Genomic DNA, 13,334 nt, shown 5'->3' with positions numbered 1-13,334 from the left:
TCACTCCGTGAGTAGGTCGGCGGTGGGCAGTCGGCGTACCAGCACGGTGGCGGCGTACGCGGACAGGCCGGCGAGGACGGTGCCGAGGAGCCAGGCGAGCAGCGCGCCGGTGAGCATGGTGGGAGTGAGGGTGCCGGCGAGGAGGATGGCTCCGCAGAGGCCGAGCAGTACGCCCGGCACGGTGCCCAGGAGTCCGATCATGGTGCCCTCGGCGGTGAGCAGGGCTGCCAGGTTGTGTTCGCTCCAGCCGACGGCGCGCAGGGTGGCGATCTCGATGCCGCGGTCGCGGATGTTGAGGTACATCACGTTGGTGACGCCCAGGCATGCCAGTAGGAGGGTGGCTGCGGTGGCGGCGTAGTCGGCGGTTCGGGTCTGCACGGTGACCGTGTCGCCGAGGACGGTGCCGACCACCGCGCCTTGGAAGCCGAGCATGATGGCCACCAGCGTGGTGGTGGTGGCCACCGCGATCAGTAGGCCGGCGGCGGCGAGGGCGGCCCGGGTCTTGGTGAGCGTGAGGTTGAGCCCGGCGAGCCCGACGATGTGCTTGGCACGATGCGGCCGGCGCAACTCGCTCACCACGGGCCGGACCGCGGCTATCGGGTCGGCTTGTGCGGCGAGCAGGGCGGGGGCGGCGCCGGCGAGGAGCGCGACGGCGAGCGCCGCCGGCAGGGCGAGCAGCGCCCGGCTGAGGGAGACCGGTGTGTTGACGATCTGTCCCAGACCCAGTGCCAGCCCGACGCTGAGGATGCCGGCGACACAGGCCACCATCCCGAGCTCGTAGAGGACCGAGCGGAATTGGTCGGATCGCCGCCATCCCAGGCAGGCCAGCACACCGAGCTCGGTACGGCGTGCCCGGACGCTCGCAACGGTGGCGTTGGCGATGGAGAGCGCTGAGACCAGGAGCACCAGGCTGAACAGGACCAGGGACTTCTTGTCGACCGCCTTGAGGATCGCCGTCGCCACGCCCTTCTTCACCCAGGACTGCGTCAGGTGCAGCTCTGGCCGGCCGTGCTTGCCTTGGGGGAGGGTGACCGCCTGGGTCGTGGTCGAGGCTCCGGTGGTGATGTCGACGTCGAGCCCCGTCTTCTCCTGGATGCGTTGCGCGGTGAGCCTGATGCGCTCTCGCGCCGCGTCGTCGTAGATCCCGGCGCCCTCGACCCGGACGCGGATGGCGGAGATAGGTGCCGACTGGTCGAAGCCGTCCCAGCCCTGCATCAGCTCGTTGGCGGCGCTGAGGGAGGTGATCATGGTGGGTGCGGACTGCACCAGGCCGGCGGCATTGTTGGAGGGATGGAGCGGCTGGTCGCCCAGCGCCTTCCTGCTTGCCGCGTCGGCGCCCTTGCTCAGTGCGGTGGCGTAGCCGGCGAGCGTCTTGTCGGTCAGGTCGCTGATGTGGGTCAGATGGGCAGGATCGAAGGTCCCACGCAACCGCAGGGTGACCGGTCGGTACTGCTGCGTCTCGGTGCTGGGTCCGTGGGAGAGTGTGGTCGTGCGGGCCACCGGCTCGTCGCTGGCGGCGACCGACGACAACGGGTTGTTGTAGGTGCCGGTCACCGAGGAGGGCGACAGTTCGACCCGCAGTCCGCGCGAGGTCGACTGGTAGCGCGGTTGACTGACCTTGACGAACTGGGTCACCTCGCCCGGCAGTTGCTTGCTCAGACTGCCCGGCGAGATGTGCGGCTTCGCGGTGCGGAACTCCTTCATCAGCAGCTGGTGGGCGTCCTTGGCGGACACCGTCGTCGTGGAGTACCTCCGTCCACGGTAATGACTCAAAGCCGCTGCATTCTTCCCCGCCATCACGGCTCGGGCGGCTGCCGCCGGCAGGGTGGAGATGGTCACGCGCGCCGATTCGGAGACCGCGAAGTCGTCGGAGGCCAGCACCGGCAGTCCGCGCCGCCCCCAGGCGCCGGGATAGTTCGTCGTCGCACCCACCAGGGACTTCCCCGACGAGCGCGCACCGTCGAGCCCGACCAGCGCATCCTCACTGGCAGGGTCCACCGCAGCCACCACATACGGCATCGAGAACTGCACCTCGACACCCAGATAGTGGTAGACGCGGTACTTGTGCTTCCACAGCGAGACGTCGCTCAAGCCTCCCCGCGTCCGGGAGAAGCAGTCCAACCAGGACGCCTTGGACTCCGGACGCTGGTCCTCCGAGAACATATTGTGGGGACATATGTTGTGGTCGTCGCCGTGCGAGTCCACGTAGTGCCAGTACCCCTCGTACACGCTGTCGCCGGTGTTGTCTTCCAACGCCTTGCCGGTGACGATCGCGTAGTCGGGTGTGGCGTGGGTGAGAGTCAACCCGTTGTCGCCGGACCAGGTGACGTCCACCCGCGCTACCGAGGCGCCGTGCTTCGACCATGCCCCGCGGGTGTCGATGGGTAGTACGAAGGACGGGTAGGCGTAGCCCAGCATGGCGATCGGGGCCGCGACCTCGACACCGCTGAGGTGCTGGATCTGGCGCCATTGCGCCATCGTGATCCCCCCGTAGATGCCGTTGAGGAACCCGGGCTGCACCTCGCCCTCGCTCTCCTCCAGCTTGGAACGCGAGCCCGACGGGCGGACCAAGATGTCGTAGGTCGAGGAGGCCTCCTTGCGCACCGTGCCGATGGTCTGCAACCTCGTCGCGTTCGACGAGGCCGTCAGCACCGTGAACCCCGTCGCCGCCACCAGGATCGCGAACCCCAAGACGAGCGTTCGGGCGCCACGATGCTGCAGCCGACGCCACGCCAGGGACCACATCAGGACCGCCTCAGGCGGTGACCCAGGTGTCGCCGGCGTGCAGCAGCCTGTCCAACGCCTCTTCCGGGGCGTCGTCCTGCGGGGCGGTGGCGCGCGCCTGGTCGAGCTGGGCGCGCGCCTGGTCGTCGTACGTCGGTCGGGTGACCTGGCGGAAGATGCCGATGGGGACCGGTGCGTCGAGCCGGGAGAGGGCGAACTGGTCGGAGGGGTCCTGGCTGGTGGGGTCGTGCCGCCAGGTGCGTGGGCCGGTGGGGGTCTGGGCGGTGACCTCGAGGCCGGCCTCGAGGCGGAGCAGGCGGTCGCCGGCGTCGGGGCCCTTGAGGTCGTCGAAGGCGCCGTCGTTGAAGATGGGGCAGTTCTGGTAGATCTCGACCAGGCTCGTGCCCCGGTGGGCCGCGGCGGCCGACAGCACCGCGGTGAGGTGCTTGCGGTCGGAGTCGATGGTGCGGGCCACGAAGGTGCCCTCGGCGCCGATGGCCAGGGAGATGGGGTTGAAGGGATGGTCGAGCGAGCCGGCCGGGGTGGACTTGGTGACCTTGCCCTCCTCGCTGGTGGGGGAGTACTGCCCCTTGGTCAGGCCGTAGATGCGGTTGTTGAACAGCAGGATCGTCATGTTGACGTTGCGGCGCAGGGCGTGGATGAGGTGGTTGCCGCCGATGGAGAGCGCGTCGCCGTCGCCGGTGACGACCCACACCGACAGGTCCCGGCGGGCCACCGCGATGCCGGTGGCGATGGCGGGGGCGCGACCGTGGATGGAGTGGATGCCGTAGGTGTCGAGGTAGTAGGGGAACCGGGAGGAGCAGCCGATGCCGGAGACGAACACGATGTTCTCCCGACGCAGTCCCAGGCCGGGCAGGAAGCTCTGCACCGCCTTGAGGACCGCGTAGTCGCCGCAGCCGGGGCACCAGCGGACCTCCTGGTCGCTGGTGTACGCCTTCGCGGACTGCGGCTGCTCGCCGTCGTGGGCCGGCACCAGCTCGGTGCCCGACCACGGCGCGGGCAACCCCAGCTCGGTGGGGCCGGTGGGGTGCTGGGTGTGCTGGTCGGTCGTCATGAGATCTCCTTGACCAGGGTCGCGATGGCGTCGGCGAGCTCCGCGGAGGCGATCGGCAGGCCGCGTACGACGTTGTACCCGACCGCGTCGACCAGGTACTCCGCGCGCAGCAGCCGGGAGAGCTGGCCCAGGTTCATCTCGGGGACCAGGATCTTGTCGTACCGGCGGAGGATGTCGCCCAGGTCCCGGGGGAACGGGTTGAGGTGGCGCAGGTGGACCCGGGCCACCTGGTGACCGTCGGCCCGCGCGCTGCGCACCGCGGCACCGATCGGCCCGTAGGTCGAGCCCCACCCGACCACCAGTACCCGAGCGCCTCGGCCGGCGGGGTCGGCGGGGTCGTCGACCTCCAGCGGCGGCAGGGACTCGGCGATCCGGGCCACCTTGGCGGCGCGGGTGCGGACCATCAGATCGTGGTTGGCCGGGTCGTAGGAGATGTTGCCGGTGCCGTCGGCCTTCTCCAGCCCCCCGATGCGGTGCTCCAGCCCGGGCGTGCCCGGCAGTGCCCAGGGCCGGGCGAGCGTCTCGGGGTCGCGGGCGTACGGCGCGAACGCCTCGCTGCCTTCGCTGCCCTCACCGCTCGTCTCGGCGCGGGCGAAGCCCGGCCTGATGGCCGGCAGGTCGGCGATCTCCGGGATCGACCAAGGCTCCGAGCCGTTGGCCAGGTACCCGTCGGAGAGCAGCATCACCGGGGTGCGGTAGGTGATGGCGATCCGGGCGGCCTCGAGGGCGGCGTGGAAGCAGTCGCCCGGCGAGGCCGGCGCGATGATCGGCACCGGTGCCTCCCCGTTGCGGCCGTACATGGCCTGGAGCAGATCGGCCTGCTCGGTCTTGGTGGGCAACCCGGTCGAGGGCCCGCCGCGCTGCACGTCGACGACGAGCAACGGCAGCTCGGTCATCACCGCCAACCCGATCGCCTCGGACTTCAACGCGATCCCCGGCCCCGAGGTCGTCGTCACTCCCAGCGCCCCGGCGTAGGAGGCCCCCAGCGCCGCGCCGATGCCGGCGATCTCGTCCTCGGCCTGGAAGGTGGTCACCCCCATTGACTTGTGCTTGGCCAGCTCGTGCAGGATGTCGGAGGCCGGGGTGATCGGATACGAGCCGAGGAAGACCGGCAGGCCCGAGCGCACGCCGGCCGCCACGATCCCGTAGGCCAATGCCAGGTTCCCGGTGATGTTGCGATACACCCCGGCCGGCATCGGTGCCGGCGCGATCTCGTACGACGAGGCGAACGACTCGGTGGTCTCGCCGAAGGCCCACCCCGCCTTGAAGGCGGCGATGTTCGCGTCCCGGATCTCCGGAGCCTTCGCGAACCGCCGCTCCAGGAACCCGATGGTCGGCTCGGTGGGTCGTCCGTACATCCACGAGACCAGTCCCAGCGCGAACATGTTCTTCGCCCGGGCCGCATCCTTGCGCGACAGCCCGTACTCGGCCACCGCGGCCACCGTGATCCCGGTCAGATCCACCGGATGGACCCGATAGTCGGCCAGCGGATCGGGCTGCCCCTCCGCGCCGGCCAGCGGATTCTCCGCATATCCGGCCTTCGCCAGGTTCCGCGCGGTGAAGTCGTGGGTGTCCACGATGACCACCGCCCCCTTGGGCAGGTCACCCAGGTTCGCCCGCAACGCCGCCGGGTTCATCGCCACCAACACGTCGGGTGCGTCCCCGGGCGTCAGCACCTGGTGATCGGCGATGTGCACCTGGAACGAGGACACCCCCGGCAGCGTCCCCTGCGGCGCCCGGATCTCGGCCGGGAAGTTCGGCAGCGTCACCAGGTCGTTGCCGAACACCGCCGACTCCTGGGTGAACCGGTCGCCGGTCAACTGCATCCCGTCGCCCGAGTCACCCGCGAACCGGATCACCACCTCGGACAACCGCTGGGTCGTCTTCGGCTGCACCTGGTCGGGCACCTGGCACCTCGTCTCTCGGGTTCTCTCGGCCTCTGATCACGACCCTAGTCCGGCCGGCGGCGCTATCGGCGTACGTATCCGCTGTCGGACGACCGGAAGCGCCACCGAGGTGGCCCGCGACCGGTCCACTCCGTGAGTTTCGCCGCAACACGCCGACAATTCGCATAGACTCTCCTAACTCGACTAGAGTGCACGAGATTCATCACAATGCGATGAGCCCGCTCGGGCGGGAGTCACCCGGAGAGAAGAGGACACACATGTTGAAGATCAAGGCTGCGGCGGCTCTTTCTGTCGTCGGGGTGCTGGCCTTGACCGCGTGTGGTGGCGGTGGTGGGAGCGCGAGCGACGCCAAGACCGTCAGCATCGTGGGCTACTCGGTGCTGGAGGAGGCCAACCAGGGAGTGGAGAAGGCCTTCCAGCAAACCGACGCCGGCAAGGACGTGACGTTCAAGGAGTCGTACGGCGCCTCGGGAGACCAGTCCCGGGCGGTCGAGGCCGGCCAGCAGGCGGACGAGGTCCACCTCTCGCTCGAGCCCGACGTCACCCGACTGGTCGACGCCGGCCTGGTGGACAGCGACTGGAAGGACAACGCCACCGACGGGGTGTGCACCCAGTCGGTCGTGGTCCTGGTGGTCCGCAAGGGCAATCCGAAGAACATCAAGACCTGGTCCGACCTGACCAAGTCCGGCGTCCAGATCGTCACCCCCGACCCCGCCTCCTCCGGCTCGGCGAAGTGGAACCTGCTGGCCGCCTACGGCTCCGTGCTCGCCGACGGCGGCAGCGACGCCGAGGCGCAGGCCTACATGAAGAAGTTCTACGACAACGTGATCGCGATGCCCGCCAGCGGCCGCGAGGCGACCAGCACCTTCACCGGTGGCAAGGGCGACGTGTTGATCTCCTACGAGAACGAGGCGATCCTCGGGCGTCAGGACGGCGACGACTTCGACTACGTCGTCCCGGACAGCGACCTGCTGATCCAGAACACCTGCGCGTTGCTGAAGGATCACTCCGATGCCGCCACCGACTGGATGGCGTTCCAGAAGAGCGTCGCCGGCCAGAAGGAGTACGCCGCGACCGGCTACCGCCCGCTGGACAACGTGGCGAGCAAGGTCGGCGACGTCACCGTCAAGGGTGCGATGGATCCCAGTGACCCGTTCCCGACGGTCGAGAAGCTGCTCACCATCGACAAGAACTTCGGCGGCTGGGACAAGGCCAACACGAAGTACTTCGACGAGGACGACGGCATCCTGACCAAGATCCAGAGCGACGCAGGGTTCTGATGTCGGCCCTGACACTTCCCGACGACACGGCGGCACCGGCTCGACCGAGCCGGGGCCGCCGTGCCCGTGGCGGGCGGAGGTTGACGCGGTCGGCGGGGCTCGGTCTCGGCCTGACGATGATCTGGTTCAGCCTGCTGGTGCTGATCCCGGTCGCCGCCGTCGTGGTCAAGGCGAGCGGAGGCGGCTGGGAGACGTTCCACGACGTGCTCACCAACTCCAGCACGCTGGCGGCGTTGCGGCTGACGCTGATCGCCGCGGTCCTGGTCACCGTCGTCAACGCGGTGATGGGGACCCTGATCGCCTGGGTGCTGGTCCGTGACCGGCTCTGGGGCAAGACGCTGCTCGATCTGCTGATCGACGTCCCGTTCGCGATGCCGACGATCGTCGCCGGCCTGGTGCTGCTCGCGCTCTATGGCAACGGCAGCCCGCTGGGCATCGACGTCTCGGGCACCAAGGTCGGGGTCGTCCTCGCCATCGCGTTCGTGACCCTGCCGTTCGTCGTACGCACCGTCCAGCCGGTGCTGGAGTCGCTGGAGACCGATGTCGAGGAGGCGGCCGCGTCCCTCGGCGCCTCCCGGGCGACCACGATCCGCCGGATCGTGTTGCCGTCCCTGGTGCCGGCGATCACCGCGGGAGCCTCGCTCTCCTTCGCCCGTGCGGTCAGCGAGTACGGCTCGGTCGTGCTGATCAGCATGAACGCTCGTGGCGTCGACGTGGTCGCCACCAAGACCTACACCTACATCGAGGGCGGCAACACCGCGGCCGCGGCGGCGATCGCGATCATCCTGCTGGTGATCGCCCTGCTGACCATCGTCGTCCTCGACGTGCTCCAGCGAAGGATGGCACGACGTGGCTAGTACGACGCATGCGCCGAGCCGCACCGTGTCCGGACGCTCCCGGGCGATCACCTGGGGGATCCGGATCCTGGTCGTCGGCTACCTGTTCATGCTGGTGATCTGGCCCACCGTGTACCTGTTCAAGGACACCTTCGCGCACGGCTTCTCCTCGATCCAGCAGGCCCTGGCCGACCCCGATGTGGTGCACGCGCTGTGGCTCTCGGTCGAGGCGGCGGTGATCGCGGTGGCGATCAACCTGGTCTTCGGGCTGACCATCTCGATCCTGCTGGTGCGCTACGACTTCCCCGGCAAGCGGCTCCTGTCGTGGCTGATCGACCTGCCGCTGGCCGCCTCGCCGGTCGTGGTCGGGCTCGCGCTGATGCTCGTCTACAGCCCGGTCTACGGCTGGTTCGGACCGACGCTGCGGTCCTGGGGCATCGAGGTGGTCTTCGCCTTCCCGGGCATCGTGATGGCGACCTGTTTCGTCGCGCTGCCGCTGGTCATCCGGGAGGTCGTGCCGGTGCTCGAGGAGCTCGGCGACGACCAGGAGCAGGCCGCCCGCAGCCTGGGCGCCAACGCCTGGCAGTCGTTCTGGCGGATCACCCTGCCCGGCATCCGCTGGGCGGTCGCGTACGGCGTCGTACTCAGCCTGGCGAGGTCGCTGGGCGAGTTCGGTGCGGTGAAGGTCGTCTCCGGCCACGTGATCGGCCACACCGCCACGGCGACCACCTCGGTGGAGAGCGCCTATCAGAACAACAACCTCGATCAGGCCTACGCGATCGCGTTCATGCTGGTCTTCGCCGCCATCGCCTGCCTGATCGTCGTCGCGCTGCTGCGCGCCAAGGATGCACAGGAGAAGAGATGAGTATCGAGGTATCCGGAGTCTCCAAGAGGTTCGGCGACTTCGTCGCCCTTGACGACATCAACGTCTCGCTGCCGACCGGACAGCTGACCGCCCTGCTCGGCCCGTCGGGTGGCGGCAAGTCCACGTTGCTGCGGATCATCGCCGGGCTGGACACCGCGGACGAAGGCTCGGTCGTCATCGAAGGCGCCGACGCCACCCACCTGCCGCCGCAGAAGCGCAACGTGGGCTTCGTCTTCCAGCACTACGCGGTCTTCCGGCACATGAGCGTGGCCAAGAACGTCGCCTTCGGACTGGAGATTCGCAAGCGGCCCAAGCAGGAGATCAGGCAGAAGGTCGATGAGCTGCTCAGGCTGGTGCACCTCGACCAGTTCGCACACCGGCTGCCCTCGCAGCTCTCCGGCGGCCAGCGCCAGCGGATGGCGCTGGCCCGGGCGCTGGCGGTCGAGCCGTCGGTGCTGCTGCTGGACGAGCCCTTCGGCGCGCTGGACGCGAAGGTCCGCAAGGAGCTGCGCGACTGGCTGCGGCGGCTGCACGACGAGGTGCACGTCACGACGGTCTTCGTCACCCACGACCAGGAGGAGGCCCTCGAGGTCGCCGACGAGATCGTGGTGATCAACCAGGGCCGGGTCGAGCAGGTCGGCACCCCCGACCAGCTCTACGACGAGCCGGCCAACGACTTCGTGATGGGCTTCCTCGGGGACGTCACGACGCTGGGCGGACGGCTGATCCGGCCGCACGACATCGAGCTCTCGGACCGGCCGATCAGCGCCGGCGGGATCGAGGGCACCATCTCGCGGGTGCTGCGCATCGGCTTCGAGGTGCGTCTCACCGTGCTGACCGACAGCGGCGAGGTGGTCACCGTGGAGATGACCCGGACCCATGCCCGTCAGCTCGGCCTGGAGGAGGGGAGAACCGTCTACCTCTCCCCGCTGGCCGGTGCCACCAGCGTCGGCGAGCCGGTGGTCGACCTGGCGGGGAGCCGGCCGGCCTGACCCCGCGGGCGACACGTGCGCTCGGCCTCGGCTTCAACGGCGCAGCCGGGGCCGGGCCGCACGATCGCGTCGGCGACCTCGGCGTCGGGAACGAAGCGTCTTCGGGGGCGTCGGCGTGGTCAGTGCGGCTGCCAGGCCTCGTCGTTGGCGGTCCGCGAGGTGACCTCCTCGGGCAGCGTGCGGGTGGCGAGCTGCGCGATCGAGACCTCCTCGAAGACGCTGCGCAGCGAGTCGCGAGCCGCGATCCAGACGTGCTGCAGCACGTCGGCCCGATCGTTGTAGGTCACCGCCTCCGGGCGCAGCCCGTACACCGAGACCAGCGGGCCGTCCACCGCACGGATCACGTCGGCGACCGAGACCGACTCGGCGGTCCGCGCCAGGCGCCAGCCCCCGGACTGGCCGCGTTGCGAGATCACGATCCCGGCCTTCCGCAGGTCGGCCAGGATCGCCTGCAGGAAGCCGTGGGGGATGTCTTGGGCGCGGCCGAGCTCTTCGGCGCTGACCGCCTTCCCGTCTTCGCGGGCGGCCATCTCGATGAGCGCGCGCAGGGCGTAATCGGACTTGGCTGAGACTCGCACAAGCCTAGTTTCGCAGATGAATCGACTCACTCACTCGATCTAGGTGGAATCACACGTGTCGCGGACCGGTGCGGACCGGTGGAGCAGGGGCAGATGTCCTCCGGGCGCCTCCGGCAGGGCTCGGTGAAGCAGGGCGTCCCGCGCTCTGTGACGAGCTCAGGCGACACCGTCGAACGGGTTGACGATGCGCACTCCGCGCAGAACGCTGCCCCCGCGGAGGTCCTCGGACCACAGTTCGGTGCACTCGGCGCTGACGGCGGCCTCGAGGATCAGGGCATCGAAGATGCTGAGTTGGTGCTCGCTCGCGGTGCGGGCGGCGCGCAGGACGAGAGTCCGGTCGGTAGGCACCGTCTCGTAGTCGATCCGTTCGAGTACCTCGCTCGCCAGCGATCGAGGCTGGTGGAAGCGCCGGGTGAGCACCGAGTGGAGCTCGATGAGGACTTGGCTGCTCACGACCAGCGTCGCCTCGCCCTCAAGCCATTCGATGGCCCGCCGATGCTTGCCCGGTTCGTCCGGATCGAGGCGATAGGCCAGGACGTTCGTGTCGACGAATGCCCTCACCGGACGCGTCGCTCGTCGTACAACTCGGCCCGTGACCATGCTCGTCCGCCCGATCCACGGTCGATCCTGCCGGCCAACTCGGCCAGTGCCTCATTCGTCGATCGCTGGCGCTCTGGGACGTCGTCGGACTCGGCATAGCGACGTAGCTGCTCGGCCAGGAACTGGTTGACGGACTCACCGCGTTCGAGCGCACGCATCCGGGCGCGCTTCAGCGTCTCAGCGCCTACGGAGATCGTCAGGTTCGTCACGCAGACCAGTGTAACGCGAGAGTCGTGTTACACGAGTCAGCGGTAGTTGGTGAACTGCACGGCGAAGTCGTAGTCCTGATCCTTGACCAGGGCGATGACCGCCTGGAGGTCGTCGCGCTTCTTAGAGGAGACGCGCAGCTCGTCGCCCTGGATCTGGGCCTTGACGCCCTTGGGGCCTTCGTCGCGGATGAGCTTGGAGATCTTCTTGGCGTTCTCCGAGCTGATCCCCTCCTTGAGGGCGATGGAGATCTTGCTCTGCTGGCCGGACTGGCGCGGCTCGGAGGCGTCGAGGATCTTCAGGCTCTGGCCGCGCTTGACCAGCTTGCCCTGGAAGACGTCGAGCACCGCGCTGGCGCGGTCGTCGGCCGAGGCGCTGATCTCGATCGCGTTCTCGCCCTGCCACGCGATGGTGGCGCCGGTGCCCTTGAAGTCGAATCGGGTCGCCACCTCCCGGGCGGCCTGACCGAGCGCGTTGTCCACCTCCTGCCGGTCGATCTTGCTGACGATGTCGAATGATGAGTCGGCCATGGCTGCTCCTTCGGGGTCGGCGTACGGGGCGTCGCGGGTTTCAACCCACGGCGTCGCTTGCGCTATTGTTCCGTTCTGTTGCGATCCCACCAAGTGGGGGAGCACGTCCCCGGCAGGTTGCCCGAGCGGCCAATGGGAGCGGACTGTAAATCCGTCGGCTTTGCCTTCGAAGGTTCGAATCCTTCACCTGCCACCCGCAGCACGAACGGCCCGTGACCAGCGACAACGCTGGGAGCGGGCCGTTTCGCATCTCCGGGTGGTTGCGGCTGCAGCCGGCTCGTTGCGGGGATCTGTGCCCTATTTGTGTCCTCGTTCTTGCGCATCAGTCGTCCAGGGGGATCTCGCGGACCCCGCTGGGCGACACGGCGAACAATGCGGGACCGTCCTCGGCGGCGCGGCTAAAGATGGCGGCTTGGTTCGCGATGAAGAGGTCGGCCATCTGGCGACCGGACAGGTTGCCGGAGGTCAGATAGAAGGCTCGGACGCCGTGGCCAATCACGGCGGCGCGCTCTGCTGGCCGATAGCGGATCCGTTCGTCCTTCATCAGCACGGGCCACCGCTGGTGGCCTGCAAGTTCCAGCCAGGTGACGTCTTCAACGGCCTCGTCGGCAGGGATCCCGTAGTGCTCGGCCAGTGTCACGAGGTCCCACCCGGCCTCGCGCAGCGCCACGGGAACCTGCTTTCGGCCCAGGCTCCTGTCGATGAAGAAGTGGGGACCCGGCATCGGCGGTGGCGCTCAGTTCACGAGGACGGCCAAGGCGTCCTCAAGCTCCGCGCGCGGAATGCCGTACTCCTCGGACACCACCTCGATGTCGCGCTCGGCCTTGAACAGGGAGACCGCGTCCTCCAGCCGCACACCGCCGTGCCGGAAGATCGGCTGGCCGAACGAGCGGCGTACGTCGGCGACGAGCTGCGCCTTGCGGAAACCGGGCAACGGAACAGCGGTGGCGAAGCCGTCGGCGCCGAACGTGATCTGCTGCAGGTATCCGTCGACGACCTCGTTGAAGACTCGCTGACCGTCCCTGACGACGACGAGTTCGCGCACTGCTTCGGCTTCATCGCCGCCGGTGCGTGCTGCGTAGTCGAACAGCACCTCGGCGCCATCGGTGAACAGTCGCTGGGAGGCGAGGGCGTGGTGGATGTTCATCTCGGCGCCGAGGCGCTCCAGCGCTGGCCTGATCCGCTGGAGCGGCACGCCGGCCTTGCGGATAGCGGACAGCGCGTAGCCCTCGGCGAGCCCCACGAAGGGGATGTTCGGCCCGCGGGATCCCGCTCGCTCGACCGTGCTCAGGATCGGCGCACCGTCGACCTCGCGCCCATCGATCACGGCGTGGTAGCCCCGCGCCCAGTTCCTGAACGTGGACTCAGACAAGTCGAGGAAGCGCGCCGCCTCAGCCTGCGTGTAGAGGGGCGCGTGAAACTTGTCGACCGACGCCTCGGCTTCCAGAACGGTCATCGCATCCACCTCCCATCGTCGTTCCGCCACCCAATCATGACGCATCAGGTCTGGTCGCGAGGCTCGCTCTCACTTCGGGGGGAGCACGCCGGTGTCGCAGAGGATCATCAGCGATAGGTGCCGAAGCCGGACTCTTCGAGCGCTTCGCCCATGTCCTCAGAGCGGGCGCGCAGGGTGCAGATTTGCTGTCCGCTGAAGCGGTGCCGCGCCGATGACACTGCCACGACCGTCACTTTGAGGGGTGCCGAAAGGCACAGTCCTTGAGCGACTGCCCTTCGAGTGTT

At 68.6% G+C, this 13,334-nt stretch carries 13 protein-coding genes and 1 tRNA gene; 5 read left to right on the top strand and 9 right to left on the bottom strand.

Annotation, left to right across the window (positions count from 1 at the left end; all coding sequences use genetic code 11):
- Genes QM638_RS13975 through QM638_RS13965 form a run of 3 tightly spaced genes read right to left on the bottom strand, consistent with a single transcriptional unit; the run spans position 1 to position 5,706 of the window.
- Entirely contained in the window at positions 1 to 2,745 is a 2,745-nt protein-coding gene (locus QM638_RS13975; RefSeq protein ID WP_415142684.1) for an FtsX-like permease family protein, read from the bottom strand.
- A gap of 10 nt (positions 2,746 to 2,755) precedes the next feature.
- Positions 2,756 to 3,799: a 2-oxoacid:ferredoxin oxidoreductase subunit beta gene (locus QM638_RS13970; RefSeq protein ID WP_415142683.1), complete on the bottom strand. Its 1,044-nt coding sequence runs from the start codon at positions 3,797 to 3,799 to the stop codon at positions 2,756 to 2,758.
- On the bottom strand, positions 3,796 to 5,706 hold the full coding sequence (locus QM638_RS13965) for a 2-oxoacid:acceptor oxidoreductase subunit alpha (protein WP_415142681.1): 1,911 nt from the start codon (positions 5,704 to 5,706) through the stop codon (positions 3,796 to 3,798). The genes QM638_RS13970 and QM638_RS13965 overlap by 4 nt, the downstream gene beginning before the upstream one ends.
- 257 nt (positions 5,707 to 5,963) lie before the next feature.
- On the opposite strand from QM638_RS13965, the gene QM638_RS13960 reads away from it, so the two are divergent.
- From QM638_RS13960 to QM638_RS13945, 4 genes are all read left to right on the top strand, one after another.
- Positions 5,964 to 6,986: a sulfate ABC transporter substrate-binding protein gene (locus tag QM638_RS13960; protein WP_415142679.1), complete on the top strand. Its 1,023-nt coding sequence runs from the start codon at positions 5,964 to 5,966 to the stop codon at positions 6,984 to 6,986.
- A gap of 80 nt (positions 6,987 to 7,066) precedes the next feature.
- Positions 7,067 to 7,843, top strand: a complete 777-nt coding sequence (cysT, locus tag QM638_RS13955) for a sulfate ABC transporter permease subunit CysT (protein ID WP_415142677.1) — start codon at positions 7,067 to 7,069, stop codon at positions 7,841 to 7,843.
- Complete coding sequence (locus QM638_RS13950; protein WP_415142675.1) at positions 7,836 to 8,687, top strand: sulfate ABC transporter permease; 852 nt, start codon at positions 7,836 to 7,838, stop codon at positions 8,685 to 8,687. Before cysT ends, QM638_RS13950 begins: the two co-directional genes overlap by 8 nt.
- Positions 8,684 to 9,679: a sulfate/molybdate ABC transporter ATP-binding protein gene (locus QM638_RS13945; protein WP_415142673.1), complete on the top strand. Its 996-nt coding sequence runs from the start codon at positions 8,684 to 8,686 to the stop codon at positions 9,677 to 9,679. Before QM638_RS13950 ends, QM638_RS13945 begins: the two co-directional genes overlap by 4 nt.
- 119 nt (positions 9,680 to 9,798) lie before the next feature.
- Here the strand turns inward: QM638_RS13945 and QM638_RS13940 are convergent, their stop codons facing one another.
- The 4 genes from QM638_RS13940 to QM638_RS13925 all read right to left on the bottom strand — a co-directional run bounded on the left by QM638_RS13940 (position 9,799) and on the right by QM638_RS13925 (position 11,594).
- Complete coding sequence (locus QM638_RS13940; protein ID WP_415142671.1) at positions 9,799 to 10,257, bottom strand: RrF2 family transcriptional regulator; 459 nt, start codon at positions 10,255 to 10,257, stop codon at positions 9,799 to 9,801.
- 156 nt (positions 10,258 to 10,413) lie between these two features.
- Positions 10,414 to 10,818 carry a PIN domain-containing protein gene (locus tag QM638_RS13935; RefSeq protein ID WP_415142669.1) on the bottom strand — a complete coding sequence of 135 codons (405 nt, stop codon included), beginning with the start codon at positions 10,816 to 10,818 and terminating at the stop codon, positions 10,414 to 10,416.
- Positions 10,815 to 11,066 carry a hypothetical protein gene (locus tag QM638_RS13930; RefSeq protein WP_415142667.1) on the bottom strand — a complete coding sequence of 84 codons (252 nt, stop codon included), beginning with the start codon at positions 11,064 to 11,066 and terminating at the stop codon, positions 10,815 to 10,817. Before QM638_RS13930 ends, QM638_RS13935 begins: the two co-directional genes overlap by 4 nt.
- 36 nt (positions 11,067 to 11,102) lie before the next feature.
- Positions 11,103 to 11,594, bottom strand: a complete 492-nt coding sequence (locus QM638_RS13925; protein WP_415142666.1) for a YajQ family cyclic di-GMP-binding protein — start codon at positions 11,592 to 11,594, stop codon at positions 11,103 to 11,105.
- 111 nt (positions 11,595 to 11,705) lie between these two features.
- Here QM638_RS13925 and QM638_RS13920 point away from each other — a divergent pair.
- Positions 11,706 to 11,787, top strand: a tRNA-Tyr gene (locus QM638_RS13920).
- Positions 11,788 to 11,916: 129 nt separating this feature from the next.
- On the opposite strand, the gene QM638_RS13915 is transcribed toward QM638_RS13920, so the two are convergent.
- Both QM638_RS13915 and QM638_RS13910 read right to left on the bottom strand, forming a co-directional pair.
- Positions 11,917 to 12,318, bottom strand: a complete 402-nt coding sequence (locus QM638_RS13915; RefSeq protein ID WP_415142664.1) for a hypothetical protein — start codon at positions 12,316 to 12,318, stop codon at positions 11,917 to 11,919.
- Positions 12,319 to 12,330: 12 nt separating this feature from the next.
- Positions 12,331 to 13,050, bottom strand: a complete 720-nt coding sequence (locus tag QM638_RS13910) for a hypothetical protein (protein WP_415142662.1) — start codon at positions 13,048 to 13,050, stop codon at positions 12,331 to 12,333.
- Positions 13,051 to 13,334 lie beyond the last annotated feature (284 nt).

The sequence above is a fragment of the Nocardioides sp. genome (assembly GCF_047606145.1).
In the GTDB taxonomy this organism is placed as follows: domain Bacteria; phylum Actinomycetota; class Actinomycetes; order Propionibacteriales; family Nocardioidaceae; genus Nocardioides.
This window is presented reverse-complemented; position numbering and strand designations above follow the sequence as displayed.

Bases quoted from the DNA above. Each gene is read 5' to 3' on its own strand.
- QM638_RS13975 (WP_415142684.1), bottom strand. From the start codon at position 2,745: ATGTGGTCCCTGGCGTGGCGTCGGCTGCAGCATCGTGGCGCCCGAACG.
- QM638_RS13970 (WP_415142683.1), bottom strand. From the start codon at position 3,799: ATGACGACCGACCAGCACACCCAGCACCCCACCGGCCCCACCGAGCTG.
- QM638_RS13960 (WP_415142679.1), top strand. From the start codon at position 5,964: ATGTTGAAGATCAAGGCTGCGGCGGCTCTTTCTGTCGTCGGGGTGCTG.
- QM638_RS13945 (WP_415142673.1), top strand. From the start codon at position 8,684: ATGAGTATCGAGGTATCCGGAGTCTCCAAGAGGTTCGGCGACTTCGTC.
- QM638_RS13925 (WP_415142666.1), bottom strand. From the start codon at position 11,594: ATGGCCGACTCATCATTCGACATCGTCAGCAAGATCGACCGGCAGGAG.
- QM638_RS13915 (WP_415142664.1), bottom strand. From the start codon at position 12,318: ATGCCGGGTCCCCACTTCTTCATCGACAGGAGCCTGGGCCGAAAGCAG.
- QM638_RS13910 (WP_415142662.1), bottom strand. From the start codon at position 13,050: ATGACCGTTCTGGAAGCCGAGGCGTCGGTCGACAAGTTTCACGCGCCC.